Annotated in this window: 14 protein-coding genes; 12 read left to right on the top strand and 2 right to left on the bottom strand. The window is 70.9% G+C overall.

Features of this window, described 5'->3' with window-relative positions; genetic code table 11:
* The first annotated feature begins 13 nt into the window (after window positions 1-13).
* The 12 genes from ligA to G412_RS0120940 all read left to right on the top strand — a co-directional run bounded on the left by ligA (window position 14) and on the right by G412_RS0120940 (window position 17,940).
* Entirely contained in the window at window positions 14-2,197 is a 2,184-nt protein-coding gene (gene ligA / locus G412_RS0120995) for an NAD-dependent DNA ligase LigA (protein ID WP_028813793.1), read from the top strand.
* A 241-nt stretch (window positions 2,198-2,438) separates the two neighbouring features.
* On the top strand, window positions 2,439-4,628 hold the full coding sequence (locus G412_RS35420; protein ID WP_425274498.1) for a putative bifunctional diguanylate cyclase/phosphodiesterase: 2,190 nt from the start codon (window positions 2,439-2,441) through the stop codon (window positions 4,626-4,628).
* 176 nt (window positions 4,629-4,804) lie between these two features.
* A complete protein-coding gene (gene gatC, locus G412_RS0120985) occupies window positions 4,805-5,101 on the top strand; it encodes an Asp-tRNA(Asn)/Glu-tRNA(Gln) amidotransferase subunit GatC (RefSeq protein WP_028813792.1) in 297 nt (98 codons plus the stop codon).
* Window positions 5,102-5,106: 5 nt separating this feature from the next.
* Complete coding sequence (gene gatA, locus G412_RS0120980; RefSeq protein ID WP_028813791.1) at window positions 5,107-6,621, top strand: Asp-tRNA(Asn)/Glu-tRNA(Gln) amidotransferase subunit GatA; 1,515 nt, start codon at window positions 5,107-5,109, stop codon at window positions 6,619-6,621.
* A 5-nt stretch (window positions 6,622-6,626) separates the two neighbouring features.
* A complete protein-coding gene (locus tag G412_RS0120975) occupies window positions 6,627-6,860 on the top strand; it encodes a hypothetical protein (protein ID WP_028813790.1) in 234 nt (77 codons plus the stop codon).
* 16 nt (window positions 6,861-6,876) lie between these two features.
* Window positions 6,877-8,388, top strand: coding sequence for an Asp-tRNA(Asn)/Glu-tRNA(Gln) amidotransferase subunit GatB (gene gatB / locus G412_RS0120970; RefSeq protein WP_028813789.1), 1,512 nt, complete (start codon window positions 6,877-6,879; stop codon window positions 8,386-8,388).
* 254 nt (window positions 8,389-8,642) lie between these two features.
* Complete coding sequence (locus tag G412_RS0120965) at window positions 8,643-10,742, top strand: phosphocholine-specific phospholipase C (protein ID WP_028813788.1); 2,100 nt, start codon at window positions 8,643-8,645, stop codon at window positions 10,740-10,742.
* Window positions 10,743-10,923: 181 nt separating this feature from the next.
* A complete protein-coding gene (locus G412_RS0120960; RefSeq protein ID WP_028813787.1) occupies window positions 10,924-13,146 on the top strand; it encodes an MMPL family transporter in 2,223 nt (740 codons plus the stop codon).
* A gap of 15 nt (window positions 13,147-13,161) precedes the next feature.
* Window positions 13,162-13,713 carry a GNAT family N-acetyltransferase gene (locus tag G412_RS0120955; RefSeq protein ID WP_028813786.1) on the top strand — a complete coding sequence of 184 codons (552 nt, stop codon included), beginning with the start codon at window positions 13,162-13,164 and terminating at the stop codon, window positions 13,711-13,713.
* A gap of 35 nt (window positions 13,714-13,748) precedes the next feature.
* Window positions 13,749-14,357 (top strand): hypothetical protein, encoded by a 609-nt coding sequence (locus G412_RS35415; protein WP_051338515.1) that lies wholly within the window; start codon window positions 13,749-13,751, stop codon window positions 14,355-14,357.
* Window positions 14,358-14,533: 176 nt separating this feature from the next.
* Complete coding sequence (locus G412_RS0120945; protein WP_028813785.1) at window positions 14,534-14,731, top strand: hypothetical protein; 198 nt, start codon at window positions 14,534-14,536, stop codon at window positions 14,729-14,731.
* Between the two features lie 32 nt (window positions 14,732-14,763).
* On the top strand, window positions 14,764-17,940 hold the full coding sequence (locus tag G412_RS0120940) for a helix-turn-helix transcriptional regulator (RefSeq protein ID WP_425274497.1): 3,177 nt from the start codon (window positions 14,764-14,766) through the stop codon (window positions 17,938-17,940).
* Between the two features lie 342 nt (window positions 17,941-18,282).
* Here G412_RS0120940 and G412_RS0120935 read toward each other — a convergent pair whose 3' ends face one another.
* Together G412_RS0120935 and G412_RS0120930 are read right to left on the bottom strand one after the other, a co-directional pair.
* A complete protein-coding gene (locus G412_RS0120935; protein WP_028813783.1) occupies window positions 18,283-19,461 on the bottom strand; it encodes a PQQ-dependent sugar dehydrogenase in 1,179 nt (392 codons plus the stop codon).
* A gap of 134 nt (window positions 19,462-19,595) precedes the next feature.
* A complete protein-coding gene (locus G412_RS0120930; RefSeq protein WP_078607217.1) occupies window positions 19,596-20,588 on the bottom strand; it encodes an aldo/keto reductase in 993 nt (330 codons plus the stop codon).
* Window positions 20,589-20,606 lie beyond the last annotated feature (18 nt).

The following is a 20,606-nucleotide window of genomic DNA, read 5'->3' as shown; positions in this document are numbered from 1 at the left end:
GGAGGACAAGACGGTGGCTGGCGAACAGCAGGTGGCGGTACCCGCGGAGGCACGGGATCGGCACGCACAGCTCGCTGAGCAGGTCGAGGAGCACCGCTTCCGGTACTACGTGAAGGACCAGCCGGTCATCAGCGATGCCGAGTTCGACCGGCTGCTGCGGACGCTGGAAGCGCTGGAGGACGAGTACCCCGAGCTGCGTACGCCCGACTCGCCGACCCAGAAGGTCGCCGGGGCGTACGAAACGGACTTCACGGCGGTCCAGCACCGCGAGCGCATGCTCTCCCTCGACAACGCCTTCGACGACGAGGAGCTCACGGCCTGGGGCGAGCGCGTGGCCAATGAGCTGGGCTCGGTGCCGTACCACCTGCTGTGCGAGCTGAAGGTGGACGGCCTGGCGGTCAATCTGACGTACGAGAAGGGGCGGCTGACGCGGGCCGCGACGCGGGGCGACGGGCGCACGGGCGAGGACATCACGCCCAACGTCCGTACGATCGCGGGCATCCCGGACCGGCTGAAGGGCGACCGGATCCCGGACCTGGTCGAGATCCGCGGCGAGGTCTACTTCCCGATGGAGAAGTTCCAGGAGCTGAACGCACGGCTGGTGGCCGCGGAGGACAAGCCCTTCGCCAACCCGCGCAACGCGGCGGCGGGTTCGCTGCGGCAGAAGGACCCCAAGGTCACCGCGAGCCGCCCGCTGCACATGGTGGTGCACGGCATCGGGGCGCGCGAGGGCCTGGACATCGACCGCCTGTCGCAGGCGTACGAGCTGCTGCGCGAGTGGGGCCTGCCGGTCGCGCGGCACAACAGGGTCGTGAACGACCTCGCGGGCGTACGGGAGTTCATCGCGTACTTCGGCGAGAACCGGCACTCCGTGGAGCACGAGATCGACGGCGTCGTCGTCAAGCTCGACGAGATCCGCCTCCAGGGGCGGCTCGGCTCGACCTCGCGGGCGCCGCGCTGGGCCATCGCCTGGAAGTACGCGCCGGAGGAGGTCAACACCAAGCTGGTGAACATCCGGGTGGGGGTCGGGCGTACGGGGCGCGTGACGCCGTACGCCCAGGTGGAGCCGGTGACGGTCGCCGGTTCCGAGGTCGAGTTCGCCACCCTGCACAACCAGGAAGTGGTGAAGGCCAAGGGCGTGCGCATCGGGGACACGGTGGTGCTGCGCAAGGCGGGCGACGTCATCCCCGAGATCCTCGGGCCGGTCGTGGACCTGCGAAACGGCACCGAGCGGGAGTTCGTCATGCCGTCCGAGTGCCCCGAGTGCGGTACGCCGCTGCGGCCGATGAAGGAGGCGGACATCGACCTCCGCTGTCCCAACGCCCGCTCGTGCCCCGCCCAGTTGCGTGAGCGGCTGTTCTACCTGGCGGGGCGCAAGTCCCTGGACATCGAGAACTTCGGGTACGTCGCGGCGGCCGCGCTCACCAGACCGCTGGAGCCGGCCGAGCCGCCGCTGCGCGACGAGGGCGACCTGTTCGACCTCAAGGTCGAGCAGCTGCTGCCCATCAAGTCGTACGTACTGGACCAGGATTCAGGGCTTCCCAAGCGGGACCCGAAGACGGGTGAGGAGAAGGTCGTCACCTTCTTCGCCAACCAGAAGGGCGAGCCGAAGAAGAACACCCTCGCCATGCTGGAGAACATCGCGGCTGCGAAGCAGCGGCCGCTGGCCCGGATCATCACCGGTCTTTCCATCCGGCACGTGGGGCCCGTCGCGGCGGAGGCGTTGGCCCGCGAGTTCCGTTCGCTGGACCGGATCGAGCAGGCGCCGGAGGAGGAACTGGCCGCCGTGGAGGGCGTCGGGCCGACCATCGCCGCCTCGCTCAAACAGTGGTTCGAGGAGGACTGGCACCGGGAGATCCTGCGCAAGTGGCGGGCCGCCGGGGTCCGGATGGAGGAAGAGGGCGCCGGCGAGGAGCAGGGGCCGCGCCCGCTGGAGGGCCTCACGGTGGTGGTGACCGGAACCCTGCAGAACTACACGAGGGATGGCGCGAAAGAGGCGCTCCAGAGCCTTGGAGCAAAAGTGACCGGATCTGTTTCAAAGAAGACCGGTTTTGTGGTGGTCGGCGACAGCCCCGGCTCTAAGTACGACAAAGCCATGCAGTTGAAGGTGCCTGTTCTCAACGAAGAGGGATTCGCCGTCCTTTTGGCGGAGGGTCCGGACGCGGCCCGTGAAGCGGCTGTGCCGACCGAGGAGTAGGGGTGGCGCGGGACGGGGAAAGGGGCGGTGAGAGGGGGTAAGCACCGCAGCCGGGATCACCCGTTCGGCGCATAGCAGACGGACTCGGGTGGCTGGGTCGCATTCGGGCAACAGCGGTGGACCGCTGCCCCGGAGAGCCTTCTGCGGCCTACTGTTGAGATGTGCGCCTGCCGTGAACGGCTGCAATGAGGTGTCCCCTGCTCATAAAGAGCCCGGGGAAGGGATTTCAGTCGTGAACGGCATGACAACGGGGCCACCGCTTGGCAGGGGCACCGCCGGCTGTGAGAGGGACGCAATGAAACCGACCGAGAGTGCCGACCCGGCCTCACGGCTGCGGCGGTGGGCAGGCGCCCCGAGGGCGCTGCCCGCCGCCGTCGTGACACTGGCCGCCCTCGTCCTGTTCACCGGGATGGTCCGCGCCGTGACCGCGGACCGCGCGCTGTTCCCCAACGGCACGGTCGGCTGGTCCCTCGCGCTGCTCACCGGAGTCATCGTCGGCCATCTGGTCGCCCTCGGCCGCGACCGGTGGTGGGGCGGCACGGGCTCGGGCGCCGCGCTCACCCTGGCCGTCCTGCTGCTGTACGGCTGGGTGCCCGCCGGTCTGGTCAGTCTGGCCGTCGTGGTGCTCGTCGGTGTGGCCCGCAGGCACCGCTGGAAACAGGGACTCCTGCACGGCGCGGTGGACATCCTGGGGATAGGTGTCGCGGCGCTCGTCCTGGCCGTGTTCGGCGACGTACCGACCGTCGAGAAGCCCTGGAACCCGCTGGAGTGGGGGATAGAGACGGTCCCGGAGGTCGTGCTCGCCGCCACCGCGTATCTCGCCCTGACCCGGGTCCTCCTGTGGTACACGCTGGCGCCGCGCGGCGGACGGCTGCCGTCCGTCGCCCGGACGGCCCTGTACCGGCAGGCGCTCGTCGCGGTCGCCCTGCTCGGTATCGCACCGCTGATCTGCGTGGTCGCGGTGGCGCTGCCGGTCCTGCTGCCGCTGTTCTCCGTACCGCTGATAGCGCTGGACTCCACGCTGTGGATCGCCAGGGCCAGGGCGGAGGAGCAGTTGCGGGACCCGCTGACCGGGCTGCCGAACCGGCACTGGCTGCTGCAGCGGGCCCGGCCGGTGCTGGAAGAGGCCCAGAGCACCGGCACCAGGTCCGCGCTCGTACTGATAGACCTCGACCGTTTCAGAGCGGTCAACGACACCCTCGGCCACCTGGCGGGCGACCGGCTGCTGCTCCAGATAGCCGACCGGCTGCGCCTGGCGCTGCCGCGCGGGGCGGAGGCCGCGCGGCTCGGCGGTGACGAGTTCGCGGTCCTGCTCCCCACCGCGGACTCGACGACCAGTGCGCAGCGCATCGCCAGGCACCTGGTGGCCGACCTCTCCTCGCCGCTCGACCTGGACGGCCTGACGCTCGTCCTGGAGGCCAGCGCGGGCGTCGCCGTCTTCCCCGACCACGCGCTGGACGCGGAAGGACTGCTGCGGCGCGCCGACGTGGCGATGTATCAGGCCAAGCGGGACCGTACGGGCGTAGAGGTCTACGAATCCAAACGGGACAGCAACACACCCGACCGGCTCGGCCTGCTGGGCGACCTGCGGCGGGCGCTCGACGCGGGTGACGTCGAACTCCACTATCAGCCGAAGGTGCGCTTCGACGGACAGGTGGCGGGTCTGGAAGCGCTGGTCCGGTGGGTGCACCCGGAGCGCGGGCGGGTCCCCCCGGACGAGTTCATCGCCATCGCGGAGTCGTCGGGGCTGATGCCGCACCTGACGGAGTACGTCCTGGAGACCGCGCTCGCACAGGTCGCCCGGTGGCGGGCGCAGGGACTGAACACTCCCGTCGCGGTGAATGTGTCGCCGCGCGACGTGCACACGCCCGGCTTCGCGGGAGCGGTCGCGGCCCGGCTGGCCCGCCACGGTGTTCCCGCCGGGTCCCTCCAGCTCGAGATAACGGAGCACGTGCTGCTTGAGGACCCGCAGCGCGCGGCCGACACGCTGGCCGGCCTGACCGGACACGGCGTGAAGATGTCGCTGGACGACTTCGGTACGGGCTACTCCTCCCTCGTGCACCTGCGCCGGCTCCCGGTGAGCGAGCTGAAGATCGACCGGTCCTTCGTGGCCCGGCTGGCCGTCGACAACGAGGACGCCGAGATCGTCCGCTGCACGGTCGACCTCGCCCACTCACTGGGGCTGCTGGTGGTGGCGGAGGGCGTCGAGGACGACGAGACGTGGGAGCGGCTGCGGGACCTGGGCTGCGACGCGGTGCAGGGCTGGCTGGTGGCGGCGGCGATGCCGCCGGACGAGGCGACGGCCTGGCTGCTGGCCAGGGGCGAGCGCGGCTGGCACCGCCAGGTCGACCTGGACCGCGTCGCGGCCGCGGCCGCCCTGCAAGAGGCGCAGAGCCAGTCCCCGTCCCCGTCCGGCCAGCCGGTGAAGTAGCGGCACCCGGAGTGCATCAGGAGCGCATGAGAAGCGCATGAGAAGTGCGCGAGGAGTACATGGGACGTGTGTGAGGAGCGTACGAGGCGGTTCGCAGGGAATCCGTTTCGTGGGCAGGGGCCCGAGCCCCATAGGATTGGGCCAAAATCCACACACTCACCCCTGAGGATCGCTGCATGCCTGGCATCACGCGCGAGGAGGTCGCCCACCTCGCACGGCTGGCGCGTCTGGAGCTGAAGGGCGAAGAGCTCGATCACTTCGCCGGTCAGCTCGACGACATCATCGGCGCGGTCGCCCGCGTCTCCGAGGTCGCCGACCAAGACGTACCGCCGACCTCCCACCCGCTGCCGCTGACGAACGTCATGCGCGCGGACGAGGTCCGTCCGTCGCTCACCCCGGAGCAGGCCCTCTCCGGCGCCCCCGCCCAGGAGCAGCAGCGTTTCAAGGTGCCGCGGATCCTGGGGGAGGACTAATCACCATGACGACCGCCACACACAACGTCGAGCACATCATCAAGCTCACCGCCGCCGAGACCGCCGCGAAGATCGCTTCGGGTGAGCTCACGGCCGTCGAGGTGACCGAGGCCCACCTGGCCCGGATCGACGCCGTCGACGAGAAGGTGCAGGCCTTCCTGCACGTCGACCGCGAGGGGGCCCTGGCCCAGGCTCGCGCCGTCGACGCGAAGAGGGAGAACGGCGAGAAGCTCGGCCCGCTGGCCGGCGTACCGCTCGCGCTCAAGGACATCTTCACCACCGAGGGCATGCCGACCACCGTCGGCTCGAAGATCCTCGAAGGCTGGATCCCGCCGTACGACGCCACGGTCACCCGCAAGCTCAAGGCGGCCGACGTCGTCATCCTCGGCAAGACCAACATGGACGAGTTCGCCATGGGGTCCTCCACCGAGAACAGCGCGTACGGTCCGACCGGCAACCCCTGGGACCTGACCAAGATCCCCGGCGGCTCCGGAGGCGGCTCCTCCGCCGCCCTCGCGTCGTACGAGGCGCCGCTGGCCATCGGCACGGACACCGGCGGTTCCATCCGCCAGCCCGCCGCCGTCACCGGCACCGTCGGCGTCAAGCCCACGTACGGCGGCGTCTCCCGCTACGGCATGGTCGCCTTCTCGTCCTCCCTCGACCAGGGCGGCCCCTGCGCCCGTACGGTCCTGGACGCCGCACTCCTGCACGAGGTCATCGCCGGGCACGACCCGCTGGACTCGACCTCCATCGACGCCCCGGTCCCGCCGGTCGTCGAGGCCGCCCGCAACGGCTCCGTCGCCGGCATGCGCGTCGGCGTCGTCAAGCAGTTCCGCGGCGAGGGCTACCAGGCCGGTGTCCTCCAGCGCTTCGACGAGTCCGTGGAGCTGATGAAGGAGCTCGGCGCCGAGATCGTCGAGCTGGACTGCCCGTCCTTCGACCTGGCGCTGTCCGCGTACTACCTCATCGCCCCCTCCGAGTGCTCCTCCAACCTGGCCCGCTTCGACGCCATGCGTTACGGCCTGCGGGTCGGCGACGACGGCACGAAGTCCGCCGAGGAGGTCACCGCCCTCACCCGTGAGGCCGGCTTCGGCGACGAGGTCAAGCGCCGGATCATTCTCGGCACGTACGCGCTCAGTTCCGGCTACTACGACGCGTACTACGGATCCGCGCAGAAGGTCCGCACCCTCATCACGCAGGACTTCGAGAAGGCCTTCGAGAAGGTCGACGTGATCGTCTCGCCGACCACGCCCACCACCGCCTTCCCGATCGGCGAGCGCGCCGACGACCCGATGGCGATGTACCTCGCCGACCTGTGCACCATCCCGACCAACCTGGCCGGCAACGCCGCCATGTCGCTGCCCTGCGGCCTCGCGCCCGAGGACGGCATGCCGGTCGGTCTCCAGATCATCGCCCCCGCCATGAAGGACGACCGCCTTTACAAGGTGGGCGCTGCCGTAGAGGCCGCCTTCGTGGAAAAGTGGGGCCACCCGCTGCTTGAGGAGGCACCGTCGCTGTGAGCCCCATGACTGTCAAGGCAAAGGGATTCAAGAATTCCAAGGCCGGTACGTACCTGTCGATCGGCACCACCGCCTTCGGCGCGATCAGCGTCGTCAAGCAGGCCAGGATGGCCCGCAAGGACAATGACACGCTCCGTCTCATCGACGCCGCTGTCTCCGCCGCCGCCATCGTCACGGGCCTCGCTCTGCTCTACCGCGAGCTGAAGAAGCTCGGCGACGACGACGTTCTGCTGGGCTGAGAGGGAAAGTTTCACCGTGACCGTCACTGAACTGGTGTCGTACGAGGACGCGCTGGCGTCCTACGACCCCGTCATGGGCCTGGAGGTCCATGTCGAGCTCGGCACAAAGACGAAGATGTTCTGCGGGTGCTCCACGGAGCTCAAGCAGGACGCCAACAGCCAGACCTGCCCCACCTGCCTGGGTCTGCCCGGCTCGCTCCCGGTCGTCAACGCGATCGGCGTCGAGTCGGCCATCAAGATCGGCCTCGCCCTCAACTGCGAGATCGCCGAGTGGTGCCGTTTCGCCCGGAAGAACTACTTCTATCCGGACATGCCGAAGAACTTCCAGACCTCCCAGTACGACGAGCCGATCGCCTTCAACGGCTATCTGGACGTCCAGCTTGAGGACGGCGAGATCTTCCGCGTGGAGATCGAGCGCGCCCACATGGAGGAGGACACCGGCAAGTCGCTGCACGTCGGCGGCGCGACGGGCCGTATCCACGGCGCGTCCCACTCCCTCCTGGACTACAACCGGGCCGGCATCCCGCTCATCGAGATCGTCACCAAGCCGATCGAGGGCGCGGGCACGCGTGCCCCCGAGGTCGCGAAGGCGTACGTCGCCGAGCTCCGCGAGCTCATCAAGGCGCTCGGCGTCTCCGAGGCGCGCATGGAGCAGGGCCAGATGCGATGCGACGTGAACCTCTCGCTGCGGCCGCACGGCCGTGCGGAGTTCGGTACGCGCTCCGAGACGAAGAACGTGAACTCGCTCCGCTCGGTCGAGCGCGCGGCCCGCTTCGAGATCCAGCGGCACGCCGCTGTTCTCAACTCCGGCGGCACGATCGTCCAGGAGACCCGGCACTTCCACGAGGAGGACGGCTCCACCACGGCCGGCCGCATCAAGGACAACGCCGAGGACTACCGGTACTTCCCGGAGCCGGACCTGGTGCCCGTCGCCCCCTCCCGCGAGTGGGTCGAGGAGCTCCGCCGCGGCCTGCCCGAGCTGCCGCGCGTACGCCGCAACCGCCTCCGTGAGGAGTGGGGTGTCAGCGAGCACGACATGCAGTCGATCCTGAACGCCGGCGCCATCGACCCGATCGTCGCCACGATCGAGGCGGGCGCGGACGCGGCTTCGGCGCGCAAGTGGTGGATGGGCGAGCTGGCCCGTAACGCCAACGAGTCCGGCCGCGATCTCGCGTCGCTGCCGATCACGCCGGAGCAGGTCGCCCGTGTCACCGTCCTGGTGAAGGAAGGTTCGCTCAACGACAAGCTGGCCCGCCAGGTCATCGAGGGCGTCCTCGCGGGCGAGGGCGGCCCGGACGACGTCGTCGAGAAGCGCGGCCTGAAGGTCGTGTCGGACGAGGGCGCGCTGGGCACGGCCGTGGACGAGGCCATCGCGGCCAACGCCGGCATCGCGGACAAGATCCGCAGCGGCAAGGTCGCGGCGGCGGGCGCGCTGGTCGGCGCGGTCATGAAGGCCACGCGCGGCCAGGCGGACGCGGCGCGGGTGCGCGAGCTGATTCTGGAGAAGCTCGGCGTGACCGAGGGCTGAGGCCCGTACGCCTGATCACGCCTGATTACGTACGAGGGGCGGCGCACCGGAATCATCCGGGGCGCCGCCCCTCGGGCATGATCCGGGGCCCGTGCGTGGCCGGATAGGGCTTGGACTCTTCAACACGTTGTCTTGGACGTTCACACCGGAGTCGTCGCCGGGTCTTCTCGTCGCCATCCGGTCTCACTACCGTCCCAGGCGAACCACTCAATGGATCACAGGCGGACCATTGGCTGTCGACTGGGAGGTCGAGCTTGTCACCGGACATTTCACGCAGAAGGATGCTCGCTCTGGGCGGAGGCGCCATCGGCGCCGCCGCGGCCGGATCGCTGCTTCCGCCCTCGCTGCGGACGGCGATGGCCGCCGAACCGCCCTCGGGCGGGCTGGGAGCGGTCAAGCACGTCGTCGTCCTCATGCAGGAGAACCGATCGTTCGACCACTACTTCGGCACCCTGCGCGGCGTACGCGGATTCGGTGACCGCAACGCCGTCGAGCTCCCGTCCGGCAAGCCGGTCTTCGAGCAGCCCGCCCCCTCGCGCACCGTCCTGCCCTTCCCGGTGAGGGACGCGGCCGAGGCGCAGAAGAAGGACCTCCAGTACATCGGCGACCTCGACCACTCGTGGGGCGGCGGCGCCAAGGCCTGGAACCAGGGCTGGATGGACGGCTGGGTGTCGGCCAAGACCGCCGCCACCATGGCGTACTACGACCGCCGCGACCTGCCGCTGCACTACGAGCTCGCGGACACGTTCACCATCTGCGACGCCTACCACTCCTCGATCCATACGTCGACGAGCCCGAACCGCAACCACCTGTGGAGCGGCTGGACCGGGCACGAGGCCGACGGCAGCCGCGCCGTCACCAATGCGGCGTACGCCGAGGGCACCCATCCCGGCTACCCGTGGCCGACGTACGCCGAGCGGCTGGAGAAGGCGGGCCGGTCCTGGAAGACGTACCAGGAGTGGGAGAACTTCACCGACAACAACATCGAGTTCTTCACGGCCTTCAAGAAGATCGCCCGCAAGGCCCTCGCGAAGGCTCCCGGCGGCTTCACCTACATGGAGGCCTTCTACGCCAAGGTCCGCGACACCGGCGACGCCGCCGAGCGCGAGCGGCTGCTCGCCGCGCTGGAGGAGGGCGTGGCCACGCTGACGAAGGCTGAGCGCTCCCTCTTCGAACGCGGCCTGCGGCGCGTCGAGACCGGCGGGCTCGCCGACGACTTCCAGGCCGACGTGGCGGCGGGCAAGCTGCCCGAGGTGTCGTACCTGGTGCCTTCGGCGGTCGACTCGGAACACCCCGGCTCCTCCTCGCCGATCGCCAGCGCCTCGCTCGTCTACAAGGTCCTCGACGCGCTCGGCTCGCACCCGGACGTCTGGCGGCACACCGTCGTGCTGATCAACTACGACGAGAACGACGGGTTCTTCGATCACGTGCCGCCGCCCGTGCCGCCCACCGGCAACACCGACGAGCGGTATCAGGGCCGGCCGACCGGGCTGGGCATCCGCGTCCCGATGCTGGTCGTCTCGCCGTGGTCGGTCGGCGGGTACGTCTGTTCCGAGGTCTTCGACCACACCTCCGTGATCCGCTTCCTGGAGCGGTGGACGGGCATCGAGGAGCCCAACATCACGCCCTGGCGGCGTACGGTCACGGGCGACCTGACCTCGGCGTTCGACTTCAAGCGCGGGCGCCGGCAGCCGCAGGTCGAGCAGCCGGGTGCGATACCGCCCTTCACGGGGCGCTGGCGGCCGGTCCCGCCGCTGGAGCAGCACATGCCCGTACAGGAGGAAGGGACGCGTCCCGCGCGCCCGCTGCCGTACCAGCCGGACGCCCACGGGAAGGTCGACGGCGGCGTCTTCACGGTCGAGCTCAGCAACACGGGGCGCGCGAGCGCACACTTCGCGCTCTACCCGTACGCCGGTGAATTCGCCATTCCGCAGCACCGGGATGTAAGGGGCACGGTGCAATGGAACGTACCCCTTACGCGCGACGACTACCGCTTCACGATCACCGGGCCGAACGGCTTCCGCCGCGAGTTCGCCGGTACGAAGACGGGCGTCGCCGACGTCTCCTCGCACCTCGACGTACGCGACCGTGACCTGCACCTCACCCTCGTCAACCGGGGCAAGGACCCGGTGACCTTCACCGTGCGGACGCTCGCGTACGCCGACGAGGCCGACCTCGACGACAGCCGGCCCCGCGAGGTCACGGTGAAGCCGGGCCGCAGCCGCACCGTGGTGCACTCCGCCGCGGACGCGCACGGGTGGTACGACCTGGCGATCACCGTTACGGGTGATGAATCTTTCCGCAGGCGTCTCATGGGGCACATGGAGAACGGGCGCGCGAGCGTCTCAGGCTGACACGCCGGGTGGTACGCGGGAGGCCGGGAGCTGTGCCCCTGGCTCCCGCGATTTCTGTGACTATGCGCACGAAAGGGACAAAGGATCGCTTTCGGCTGTCAAAGTTGCTGGTCGTAGGTCCTGAGTTCTTTGCGGGTTTGTTCCCGGTAAAGATCCACGAACCCTCCAGGGAGCAAGTCCGTTGGCAGCAATCGCCCGGTGGTGCGTCAAGCACCGTTTCGCCTCAGTCCTGCTGTGGCTGCTCGCGCTCGGCGTAGTGGCCGGAGCCGCAGGAATCGCCGGTTCGGCATATTCCAACGACTACGAGGTACCCGGCACCGAATCGGGGCGTGCCACCGCCCTCCTCGATGCCGGATTCGACGGCCGGGCAGGCGACAGCAACACCGTCGTCTGGCACACCGCGGGCCGCACCACCGTCGAGGCCGCCGGAGTCCAGCAGTCGATGACACGAACGCTGGACGCCATCGAGGACCTTCCGGGCGTGGTGGGCGTCGTCAGCCCGTACGAGAGCCAGGGCGCCGCCTCCCAGATCAGCAAGGACGGGCACACCGCCTACGCCACCGTCACCTTGGACGCGCAGACCGACGACGTGCTCCAGCGGCAGGCGAAGGCTGTCGTCGACACCGCGAAGGCGGCGGAGACCGCCGAGCTCCAGGTGGAGCTCGGCGGCAACGCGGTAGCACTCACCGAGGCTCCCGACTCCCACCTCAGCGAGCTCGTCGGGGTCGTGGTCGCGGCCGTCGTCCTCTTCGTCGCCTTCGGCTCGCTCGCGGCCAGCCTGCTGCCCATCGCGACCGCCCTGGTCAGCGTCGGCACGGCGTACGCGGGAACCGTCCTGCTCGGCCATGTCATGACGGTCGCGGACTTCGCACCGATGCTCGGCATGCTGGTCGGGCTCGGCGTCGGCATCGACTACGCCCTGTTCATCGTCACCCGGCACCGCCAGGGGCTGCGCCGAGGCCTGTCCGTCGCCGACTCGGCGGCGAACGCGGTCGCCACCACCGGCCGCGCGGTCGTCTTCGCGGGCGCCACGGTCTGCATCGCCCTGCTGGGCATGCTGATACTGCGGCTGTCCTTCCTCAACGGCGTCGCGATCGCCGCGTCCCTGACCGTCATCCTCACCGTCGCCGCCTCGGTGACCCTGCTGCCCGCCCTGCTCTCCCTCATCGGCATGCGGGCGCTCAGCCGCCGCGAACGCAGGCAGCTGAGCGAGCACGGCCCGCAGCCCGAGCTGCCCACCGGGTTCGCCGCCCACTGGTCCGCCTTCGTCGAGCGCCACCCCAAACTGCTCGGCGCCGTCGCCGCCGTCGTCATGGTGGTCCTCGCGCTGCCCACCCTCGGGCTGCACCTGGGCACGTCCGACCAGGGCAACAACCCGGCGTCCTCGACGACCCGCTCGGCGTACGACCTGATCGCCGAAGGCTTCGGCCCCGGCAGCAACGGCCCGCTGACCCTCGTCGCCGAGGTCCACGGCGCGGACGACCGCGCCGCCATGGGCGCCCTCGCCGGCACCGTGCGCGACGCCGACGGTGTCGCGTTCGTCGGCCCGGTGGCGTACAGCGGCGACGGCGAAACGGCCGCACTCACCGTCGTACCGCAGTCGTCACCGCAGTCGAAGGACACCAGCGACCTCGTCGACCGGCTGCGCGACAACATCCTGCCGCAGGCCGAGCAGGGGACCTCGCTGGAGGTGTACGTCGGCGGGATCACCGCCAGTTACGACGACTTCGCCGAGGTCATAGTGGGCAAGCTGCCGCTCTTCGTCGGCATCGTGATCGCGCTCGGATGCGCCCTTCTGCTGCTCGCCTTCCGCAGCGTCGGCATCCCGCTGAAGGCAGCCCTGATGAACGTGCTCGCCGTCGCCTCCTCCTTCGGAGTCGTCGTGGCCGTCTTCCAGTGGGGCTGGGGCAGCGAACTGCTCGGGCTCGGCAGCGCGGGACCGATTGAGCCGTTCCTGCCGGTGATCATGGTGTCGGTGCTCTTCGGGCTCTCGATGGACTACCAGGTCTTCCTCGTCAGCCGGATGTACGAGGAGTGGCTGGAGACCGGTGACAACCGGCGGGCGGTGCGGGTCGGCCTGGCCGAGACCAGCCGCGTGATCAACTCCGCGGCCGTGATCATGATTTCGGTCTTCCTGGCCTTCGTCCTCAGCGGCGACCGAGTGATCGCGATGTTCGGCATCGCGCTCGCGGCGGCCGTCGCCCTGGACGCGTTCGTGCTCCGTACGCTCCTGGTCCCCGCTCTGATGCACATGCTCGGCGGCGCGAACTGGTGGCTGCCGCGCCGGCTCGACCGGTGGCTGCCGCGCATCAGCATCGAACCCGCCGAATGCCTTACGGCACATGACAAGATCGATGCCCAGCGCACGGGCGACTCCCAGGAGCCTCCGCAGCTCGTGCCCTGACCGGCGAGGAGCGGGATGTTCGAGATACAACTGGGCGACGACGGCGCGGTGCTGCGCCCCCTGGAGCCCTGGCGGGCCGAGGAGTACCTCGCCCACATCGACCGCGGGCGCGAGTACATCGACCAGTACATCGGGCTCGCGGCGGCCGCCAAGGACCTCGGTGCGGCGCGGGCCTTCCTCCAGTCGTACGCCGAGAAGCGGACCGCTGACACCGGCCACCTCTACGGCATCTGGCTCGAAGGCACGCTGGTCGGCGGCGTGCTCTTCCGGACCTTCGACGCCGCTTCGGGGAACTGCGAGGCCGGCTGCTGGCTGGAGGAAGGGGCGGCGGGCCGCGGCCTCGTCACGCGCGCCATGCGGGCCCTGATCGACTGGGCGGTGGACGAGCGCGGGATGCACCGCGTGGAGTGGCACGCGGCGTCCGCGAACACGGCGAGCATCAAGGTGGCGAAGCGGCTGGGGATGACGCGGGACGGCGTACTGCGCGAAAGCCACCCGTACCGGGGCGTACGGCACGACATCGAGGTCTGGTCCGTGCTGGCGCACGAGTGGCGGAAGGGGCGTTAAGAAAGCTCTCAGAAACCGCGCCTAGCGTGCGGCGTATGACAGCCACAGCCCGTACGCAGACCGACAAAGCAGCCGACGAGATCGCAGCAGAAGAGACGGAAGAGACCAAGAAGAGCGAGGCCGCCGACGGCGCCGCAGAGGCCGCCGCCGACACCGACGAGCTCACCGACGCGGACGACGACGCGGACGTCCTCGACCAGGCCCCGCGCGTCTCTTCCCCCGGCGCCGGCGCGGGCGCCGCCGCCGTGGTTTCCACGGTGCTCGGCCTCGCCGCCCTCACCGGGACCTGGGTCAGCGATGTCTTCGCCGAGCGCCGGCGGATCGTCGGGCAACTGGGGATGGAGCAGACCGCCGGCCCGGCCGAACAGATCAGCACGATGTACGGCGACCCGTGGCACCTGACCGCCCTCGTCAACGGCGGCTTCGCGCTGCTCGCGCTCGTCGTCGCCGCCGTGGTGCTGGCCCGCCCGGCCTTCGCCGCCCCCGGCGCCGGCCACCAGCCCGGCTGGGTCCGCTCCTTCGCCTGGGCCGGCATCGCACTCGGCGCCCTCGGGCTGCTCGTCTCCGCCGGGATGTACTTCGACGTCTTCGCCTCGATGCCTACGCCGCCCACCGCGGGAACGGGCGCCGGAGCAGGCCAGTAAGGCAGCCACACCAGGGGCCTTAGGCGCGTACGCACCTTCGCGCGTACGTCCCTAAGGCCCTTCGTGCTCCCAAGATGCGGCACTCTCCCGATGCGCCGGAGCCCCCTGGGAAACGAGAGTTGAGGCATCGCGGAATGCGAACTCGACGAACGACTCGACTCCTTGAGGAGCACACCATGTTCGAGCACGAGATCCAGCAGCAGTACGCGGCCGAGCTGATGCGCGTGGCCGCCGCCGAACGCCTCGCACGGCAGGCCGCCAAGGACCGCCGCGCCGCCCGCAGGACCGACCGGCGGGCCGCCCGCACGTCCGGGCAGAACGCATCCGAGGGGCCGGTGAGTTCGCTGCGCAACCGGCTCGCACGGGCCGCGTGACGGCGGACTGACGGCGCGGCGAAGGACGTGAGATGAGTGTCGTGCCCTTTGCGGGTTCCCTGGTCCAGCCCGCGATGTCGGACCCCTGTGCGATGCTCAGCGATGTGGAGACCAGGTCTGTCAGCCCCGTGTTCGTCGGCCGCGCCGGCGAGCTGGCCCAGCTCACCGATGCGCTCGCCCGCGCCACCGCGGGCGAGCCGCAGGCGTTGCTCGTGGGCGGTGAGGCAGGGGTCGGCAAGACCCGCCTCGTCGAGGAGTTCTTCGCCGCCGCCTGCCGGGCCGACGCCGTCGTCGTGGTGGGCGGCTGCGTGGAGATCGGCGCCGACGGGCTGCCGTTCGCGCCGTTCTCCACCGCGCTGCGCGCCCTGCGGCGCAGAATGCCCGACGAGGTCGCCGCCGCGGCCGAGGGCCAGGAGGGCGAACTGGCCCGGCTGTTGCCCGAACTCGGCGAGACCTCCCGCGACCAGCACAGCGAAGACGGCATGACGCGCCTCTTCGAGCTGACCGTCCGCCTTCTGGAGCGCATCACCGCCGACCGTACGGTCGTGCTCGCCCTGGAGGACCTGCACTGGGCCGACACCTCCACCCGCCACCTCCTCGCGTACCTCTTCCGCACGCTGCGGCGCGGACGCCTCGTCGTCATCGGCACCTACCGCGCGGACGACATCCACCGCCGCCACCCGTTGCGTCCCCTCCTCGCCGAACTCGACCGGCTGCGCACGGTCCGGCGCATCGAACTGTCCCGCTTCAACCGTCTGGAAGTGCACCGCCAGCTGACCGGAATCCTCGCCGCCGAACCCGAAGCGGCCCTCGCCGAAGAGGTGTTCACGCGCTCCGACGGCAACGCGTTCTTCGTCGAGGAACTGGCCTCCTGCATCGGGACCGGCTGCACCACCGGCCTGAGCGACTCCCTGCGCGACATCCTGCTGGTGCGGGTCGAGGCGCTGCCCGACGACGCCCAGAAGGTCGCCAGGATCGTCGCCGAGGGCGGCTCAACCGTTGAATACCGGCTGCTGCTCGCCGTCGCGCGGCTCCCCGAGGACGATCTGATCGAGGCCCTGCGGGCCGCGGTCGGCGCCAACCTGCTGCTCGCGACGCCGGACGGCGACGGGTACCGCTTCCGGCACTCCCTGGTGCGCGAGGCGCTCAGCGACGATCTGCTCCCCGGCGAGCGCTCCCGCCTCAACCGGCGGTACGCCGAAGCCCTGGAAGCCGACCCCTCACTCGTACGGGCCGACGAATACGCCACCCGTCTCGCCAGCTACTGGTACGCCGCGCACGACGCCGCCAAGGCCCTCCCCGCCGTGCTGAAGGCCTCCGTCGAGGCGCGCGGCCGCCACGCGTACGCCGATCAGCTCAGCCTGCTGGAACGCGCGATGGAGCTGTGGGACGACGCCCCCGCCGAGATCCGCGCGGTGCTGCGCCCCCTGGACTACGCCGAGGTCTACCCGCCCTGCGGCTGTGACGCCGCGACGACACCGCTGCGCTACCTCGACCTCATGGCGGAGGCCACCGTCGCCGGCCGGTTCGGCGGCGAGCGCGAACGGGCCCTCAAGATCGCCAAGAAGGCGCTGCGGCTCCTGGAGGGCGAGGGCGACGCCCAGCGCGAAGCCTGGTTCTGGGTGCAGCGCTGCAAGCTGATATCGAGCCTGGGACGGGGTGACGGCTGGGCCGAACTCGCCCGCGCCCGCGAACTCATGCGCGGACTGCCGCCGTCGGCCGTCCATGCCGAGGTCCTGTCGTACGTCGCGGGCTGGGGCATGCTGCACGAGCCGGGCCCCGACACCCTGGTCGCCGCCGAACAGGCCGTGGAGTACGCGCGCATGGTCGGAGCGCGGGACACCGAACTCTCCGCGCTGACCACGCTGGGGGGCCTGACGGTCGACGCGGGCGACGTCGAGGGCGGCCTCGCCACGCTGTACGCCGTCAAGGAACAGGCGGTCGCACAGGGCATGACCAGAGTGGCGGGCCGCATCTACGTGAACCTCCCCTCGGTTCTGGAATCCCTGGGGCGCTCCCGAGAGGCGCTGAAGATCGCCGAGGAGGGCGTCGTCTTCTCCAGGAAGTACGGCCTCGTCGACATCGAAGCCTGGGTGCGCGGAAATCTCGCCGAGGCGCTCGTCTCCCTGGGGCAGTGGAGCGAGGCCGTCGGACACGCCGTGGACATCGAACGGGCCTCCGCGCCCAGCGCGAAGCCGCGCGGCGCCGCCGCCTGGATACAGGCCGACGTGGCGCGCGCCCGCGGCGAACTGACCGCCGCCGACGAGCGGCTGGCAGCCGCCCACGCGTACTTCGGCACCCATGACCCGATGCCCCAGCACGACCTCCCCAGGCACCGGATCGAGCTGACCCTCGCCGCCGCCCGTGGCCGCATCCTGGATGTCCGCGCCGGATTCGCGCGGGCCGCCGCGGCCGGCTTCCCCCTCGGCACACACCGCTATGCCTGGGCGCTGCTGGCCGAAGCCGCCGCCGCCGAGGCGGACGCACGTGGCCTCCCGGCCGCCGGGACGGGCCGCGCCGAGGCCCTGGAGCTCATCCGGAACCGGGCGAAGCGGCTGCCCGCCCCGGCGCCGCTCTGGCAGGCGTACGAGCGCTGGGTGAGAGCCGAACTGCGCCGGGCCGAGGGCCTCGCCACCCCCGACGACTGGGGCGGCGTCGTCACGGCGTTCGAGACGCTGGAGCGCCCGTACGACCTGGCCCGCGCGCGCCTGCGCTGGGCGGAGGCCCTGCTCGCAGCCTCCCCCCACACCGGCGGCTGCGACGCCGAGACCGCCGCCGCGCAGGGCGGTGCGGCGAGCCTGCGCGCAGTGAACGCCGACGAGCGCGAGCGGGCCGCCGAGCTGCTCCGGCTGGTCCGGGCCGCCGCGGAGCACCTGGGCGCCCGTCCGCTGGCCGAGAGCGTCGCACTGCTCGCCCAGCGCGCCCGCCTCTCGCTGAACCGGGAGTCGGCCGTGCCGGTACTCACCGCGAGCCCGGCCGCGTCGCTGGGACTGACCCCGCGCGAACAGGACGTACTGCGCCTGGTCGCGGCCGGCCGCAGCAACCGGCAGATCGCTGAGGAGCTCTACATCTCACCCAAGACGGCGAGCGTCCACGTCTCCAACATCCTCGCCAAGCTCGGTGTCTCCGGCCGTGGCGAGGCCGCCGCCGTGGCCCACCGGCTGCGCCTCTTCCCCGACACACAGGACCACCCCCTGACCCCCGGCTGACCCCATCCAGCGGCGTACGCCCCCCTGCCCCCACCACGGGACCCGTCGCCTGCGCCACCACGTGCGGGCCGCCAACCCTCACCACGTGCCTGCCACCCCCTGCGCCCCACCACGGGCTCGCCGCCCCCGGCCCCTCCCGCCCCGGCCCCTCCCGCCCCGGCACCCGCGACCGGGCCCGGACGCCGGGGGCGGGCCCGGTCGGCACACCAGTCGCCGGCACCGATCCCCTGGGCCAGTCGACTCCGGCCCCGGCTGCAGGAGCCGGACTTCGGGGCCCGGCCGTGGCATGGCATGGCGTGCACGCGGGTGGTGGTTGGGGGGCGCGGCCTTGGGCCGGGCCGGTTACTTCACCTCCAGGTTCAGGATCCGGTCGTCGCCCGGCTCCGGCGTGCCGCGGGTGTCCGTCTCACTGGTGACCAGCCACAACTTGCCGCCGCCGGCCGCCACCACCGTGCGCAGCCGGCCGTGCTCCTCCGCCAGGAACGACTCCGGGTCCGCCACCGGCTCCGTACCGTCCAGCGGAATCCGCCACAGCCGTTCACCGCGCAGGCCCGCCATCCAGACCGAGCCCTCGGCGTACGCGATCCCGCTCGGTGAGGCCTCGGACGTCCTCCACTGGGCGACCGGGTCGACGAACCCCTCCTTGCCGCCCTTGCCCTCGACCTCGGGCCACCCGTAGTTCTGACCGGGGCGGATCTGATTGAGCTCGTCCCAGGTGTTCTGGCCGAACTCGGCCGCCCACAACCGCTTCTCGCTGTCCCAGGCCAGGCCCTGGACGTTGCGGTGCCCGTACGAGTAGACGACCGAGTCCGCCTCCGGATTGCCGTGCACCGGCTCGCCGTCCGGAGTCATCCGCAGGATCTTGCCGCCCAGCGACTTCTTGTCCTGGGCCAGGCCGGTGTCACCCGTCTCGCCCGTCCCGGCGTAGAGCATCTTGTCCGGGCCGAAGGCGATCCGCCCGCCGTTGTGGACCGTGCCCTTCGGGATGCCTCTCAAGATGGTGTCCGGTGCGCCCAGTTGCTGCCCCGCGGGCTTCTTCTCGTCGTACAGCATGCGGGCGATGCGGTTGTCGGACTCGGTGGTGAAGTACGCGTAGACCAGGTGGTCCGAGGCGAAGGCGGGCGAGACGGCCAGGCCCATGAGGCCGCCCTCCCCGGCCGGGGCGACCCCCGCCACGGTGCCGATCTCCGTCTTCTTGCCGCTCTCGCCGTCGACGCGGGTGATCGTCCCCTCGTCGCGCGAGGAGACCAGCAGATCGCCGTCGGGCAGCGGAGCGAGTCCCCAGGGCGACTTGAGGTCCTCGGTGAGGGTGCTCACCACCTTGACCGACCCCTTCGCGGGCGGCGGCTCGGCACGGGACCCGGACCCGGGCCGGGACGCATCGCCCGAGGGCGGCGCACTCGCGCCGCCCGTGGCCGTCGGGGCCGGCGCGCTCCCGTCCGCGCCGGAACACCCCGCGGTGAGCAGGAGAACGGCGGCAGCCAACAGAGCTGTCACAGCAGGACGTTGCACGGTACGCATCCCTTCGACGGCCGGCAGTCCTCACCGGCAGCGGCTCTCACTCTTCATACACCGCTGGTGCGCCGCGGGTTCCCTTCTGGACCGGCCCGGTGATCGGTTCTTTGCGGCCGGGGGGGGGCCGGTGAGCGGGGCGGTCAGTCCCAGGAGCCGCGCGCCGGCGGCAGTCCCGCGATCTCCGCCAGGTCCTGCGCCGTCAGCCGCAGCGCCGCCGCCCCCGCGTTCTGTACCGCCCACCGCTCGCGCTTGGTCCCCGGCACCGGCACCACATGCCGGCCGCGCCCCAGCACCCAGGCCAGCGCCACCTGTGCCGCAGTGGCGCCGTGGCGCTCGGCGACCCGCCGCAGCCCGGCCACCACCGGCTGGTTCGCCGCCATCATCTCCGCCGTGAAACGCGGATGCCGGGCCCGTGCGTCGTCCGGCTCGAAGCCCTGCCCCGGCTTGAGCGTCCCCGTCAGAAAACCGTTGCCCAGCGGCATGGCGGCCAGAAAACCGACGCCCCGCGCCTCGCACCACGGCAACAGCGCCGCCAGCGCCTCCGGCGACCACACCGAAAGCTCGGCCTCCACCGCGCTCACCGGGAAAACCTGCTGCACCCGCTCAAGCTGCTGAATCGTTCCGTCGTGCATCCGCGCCCCCGGACGCCGCGACGCCCGCGCCCCCACCGCGCACACCCCGAGAGCCCGCACCTTCCCCGCCCGCACCAGATCCGCCATCGCGCCCCACGTCTCCTCGACCGGCACCTCCGGATCCGGCCGGTGCAACTGGTAGAGGTCGATCACATCGGTCTGAAGCCGCCGCAAAGAAGCGTCACAGGCCCGCCGTACGTACCCCGGCCGCCCATTGGCGACGATGTGCTGATCACCGACGAGCAGCCCGCACTTGGTCGAGACGAACGCGTCGGCACGCCGCTCCCTGAGCACCCGCCCCAGCAGCAGCTCGTTGGTGAAGGGCCCGTACATGTCCGCCGTGTCGAGCAGGCTGCACCCCGCGTCGAGCGCCGCGTGCACGGTACGCACCGACCGGTCCCCGCGCTGCTGCGAACCGGTGTACGCCCAGCTCATCGGCATGCATCCGAGGCCGATCGCGCCCACTTCGAGCGCTGCCGCACCGATTGTCCTGCGCTCCAACTCCCCGTACCCCTCCCT

Source organism: Streptomyces flavidovirens DSM 40150 (assembly GCF_000429085.1).
In the GTDB taxonomy this organism is placed as follows: Bacteria; Actinomycetota; Actinomycetes; order Streptomycetales; family Streptomycetaceae; genus Streptomyces; species Streptomyces flavidovirens.
Note: the sequence above shows the minus strand (reverse complement) of the source record. Positions and strands in the feature narration are given on the sequence as shown.

Coding starts and splice junctions, on each gene's coding strand:
- G412_RS35420 (WP_425274498.1), top strand. CDS start 2,439: ATGACAACGGGGCCACCGCTTGGCAGGGGCACCGCCGGCTGTGAGAGG.
- gatC (WP_028813792.1), top strand. CDS start 4,805: ATGCCTGGCATCACGCGCGAGGAGGTCGCCCACCTCGCACGGCTGGCG.
- gatA (WP_028813791.1), top strand. CDS start 5,107: ATGACGACCGCCACACACAACGTCGAGCACATCATCAAGCTCACCGCC.
- G412_RS0120975 (WP_028813790.1), top strand. CDS start 6,627: ATGACTGTCAAGGCAAAGGGATTCAAGAATTCCAAGGCCGGTACGTAC.
- G412_RS0120955 (WP_028813786.1), top strand. CDS start 13,162: ATGTTCGAGATACAACTGGGCGACGACGGCGCGGTGCTGCGCCCCCTG.
- G412_RS35415 (WP_051338515.1), top strand. CDS start 13,749: ATGACAGCCACAGCCCGTACGCAGACCGACAAAGCAGCCGACGAGATC.
- G412_RS0120945 (WP_028813785.1), top strand. CDS start 14,534: ATGTTCGAGCACGAGATCCAGCAGCAGTACGCGGCCGAGCTGATGCGC.
- G412_RS0120940 (WP_425274497.1), top strand. CDS start 14,764: ATGAGTGTCGTGCCCTTTGCGGGTTCCCTGGTCCAGCCCGCGATGTCG.
- G412_RS0120935 (WP_028813783.1), bottom strand. CDS start 19,461: ATGCGTACCGTGCAACGTCCTGCTGTGACAGCTCTGTTGGCTGCCGCC.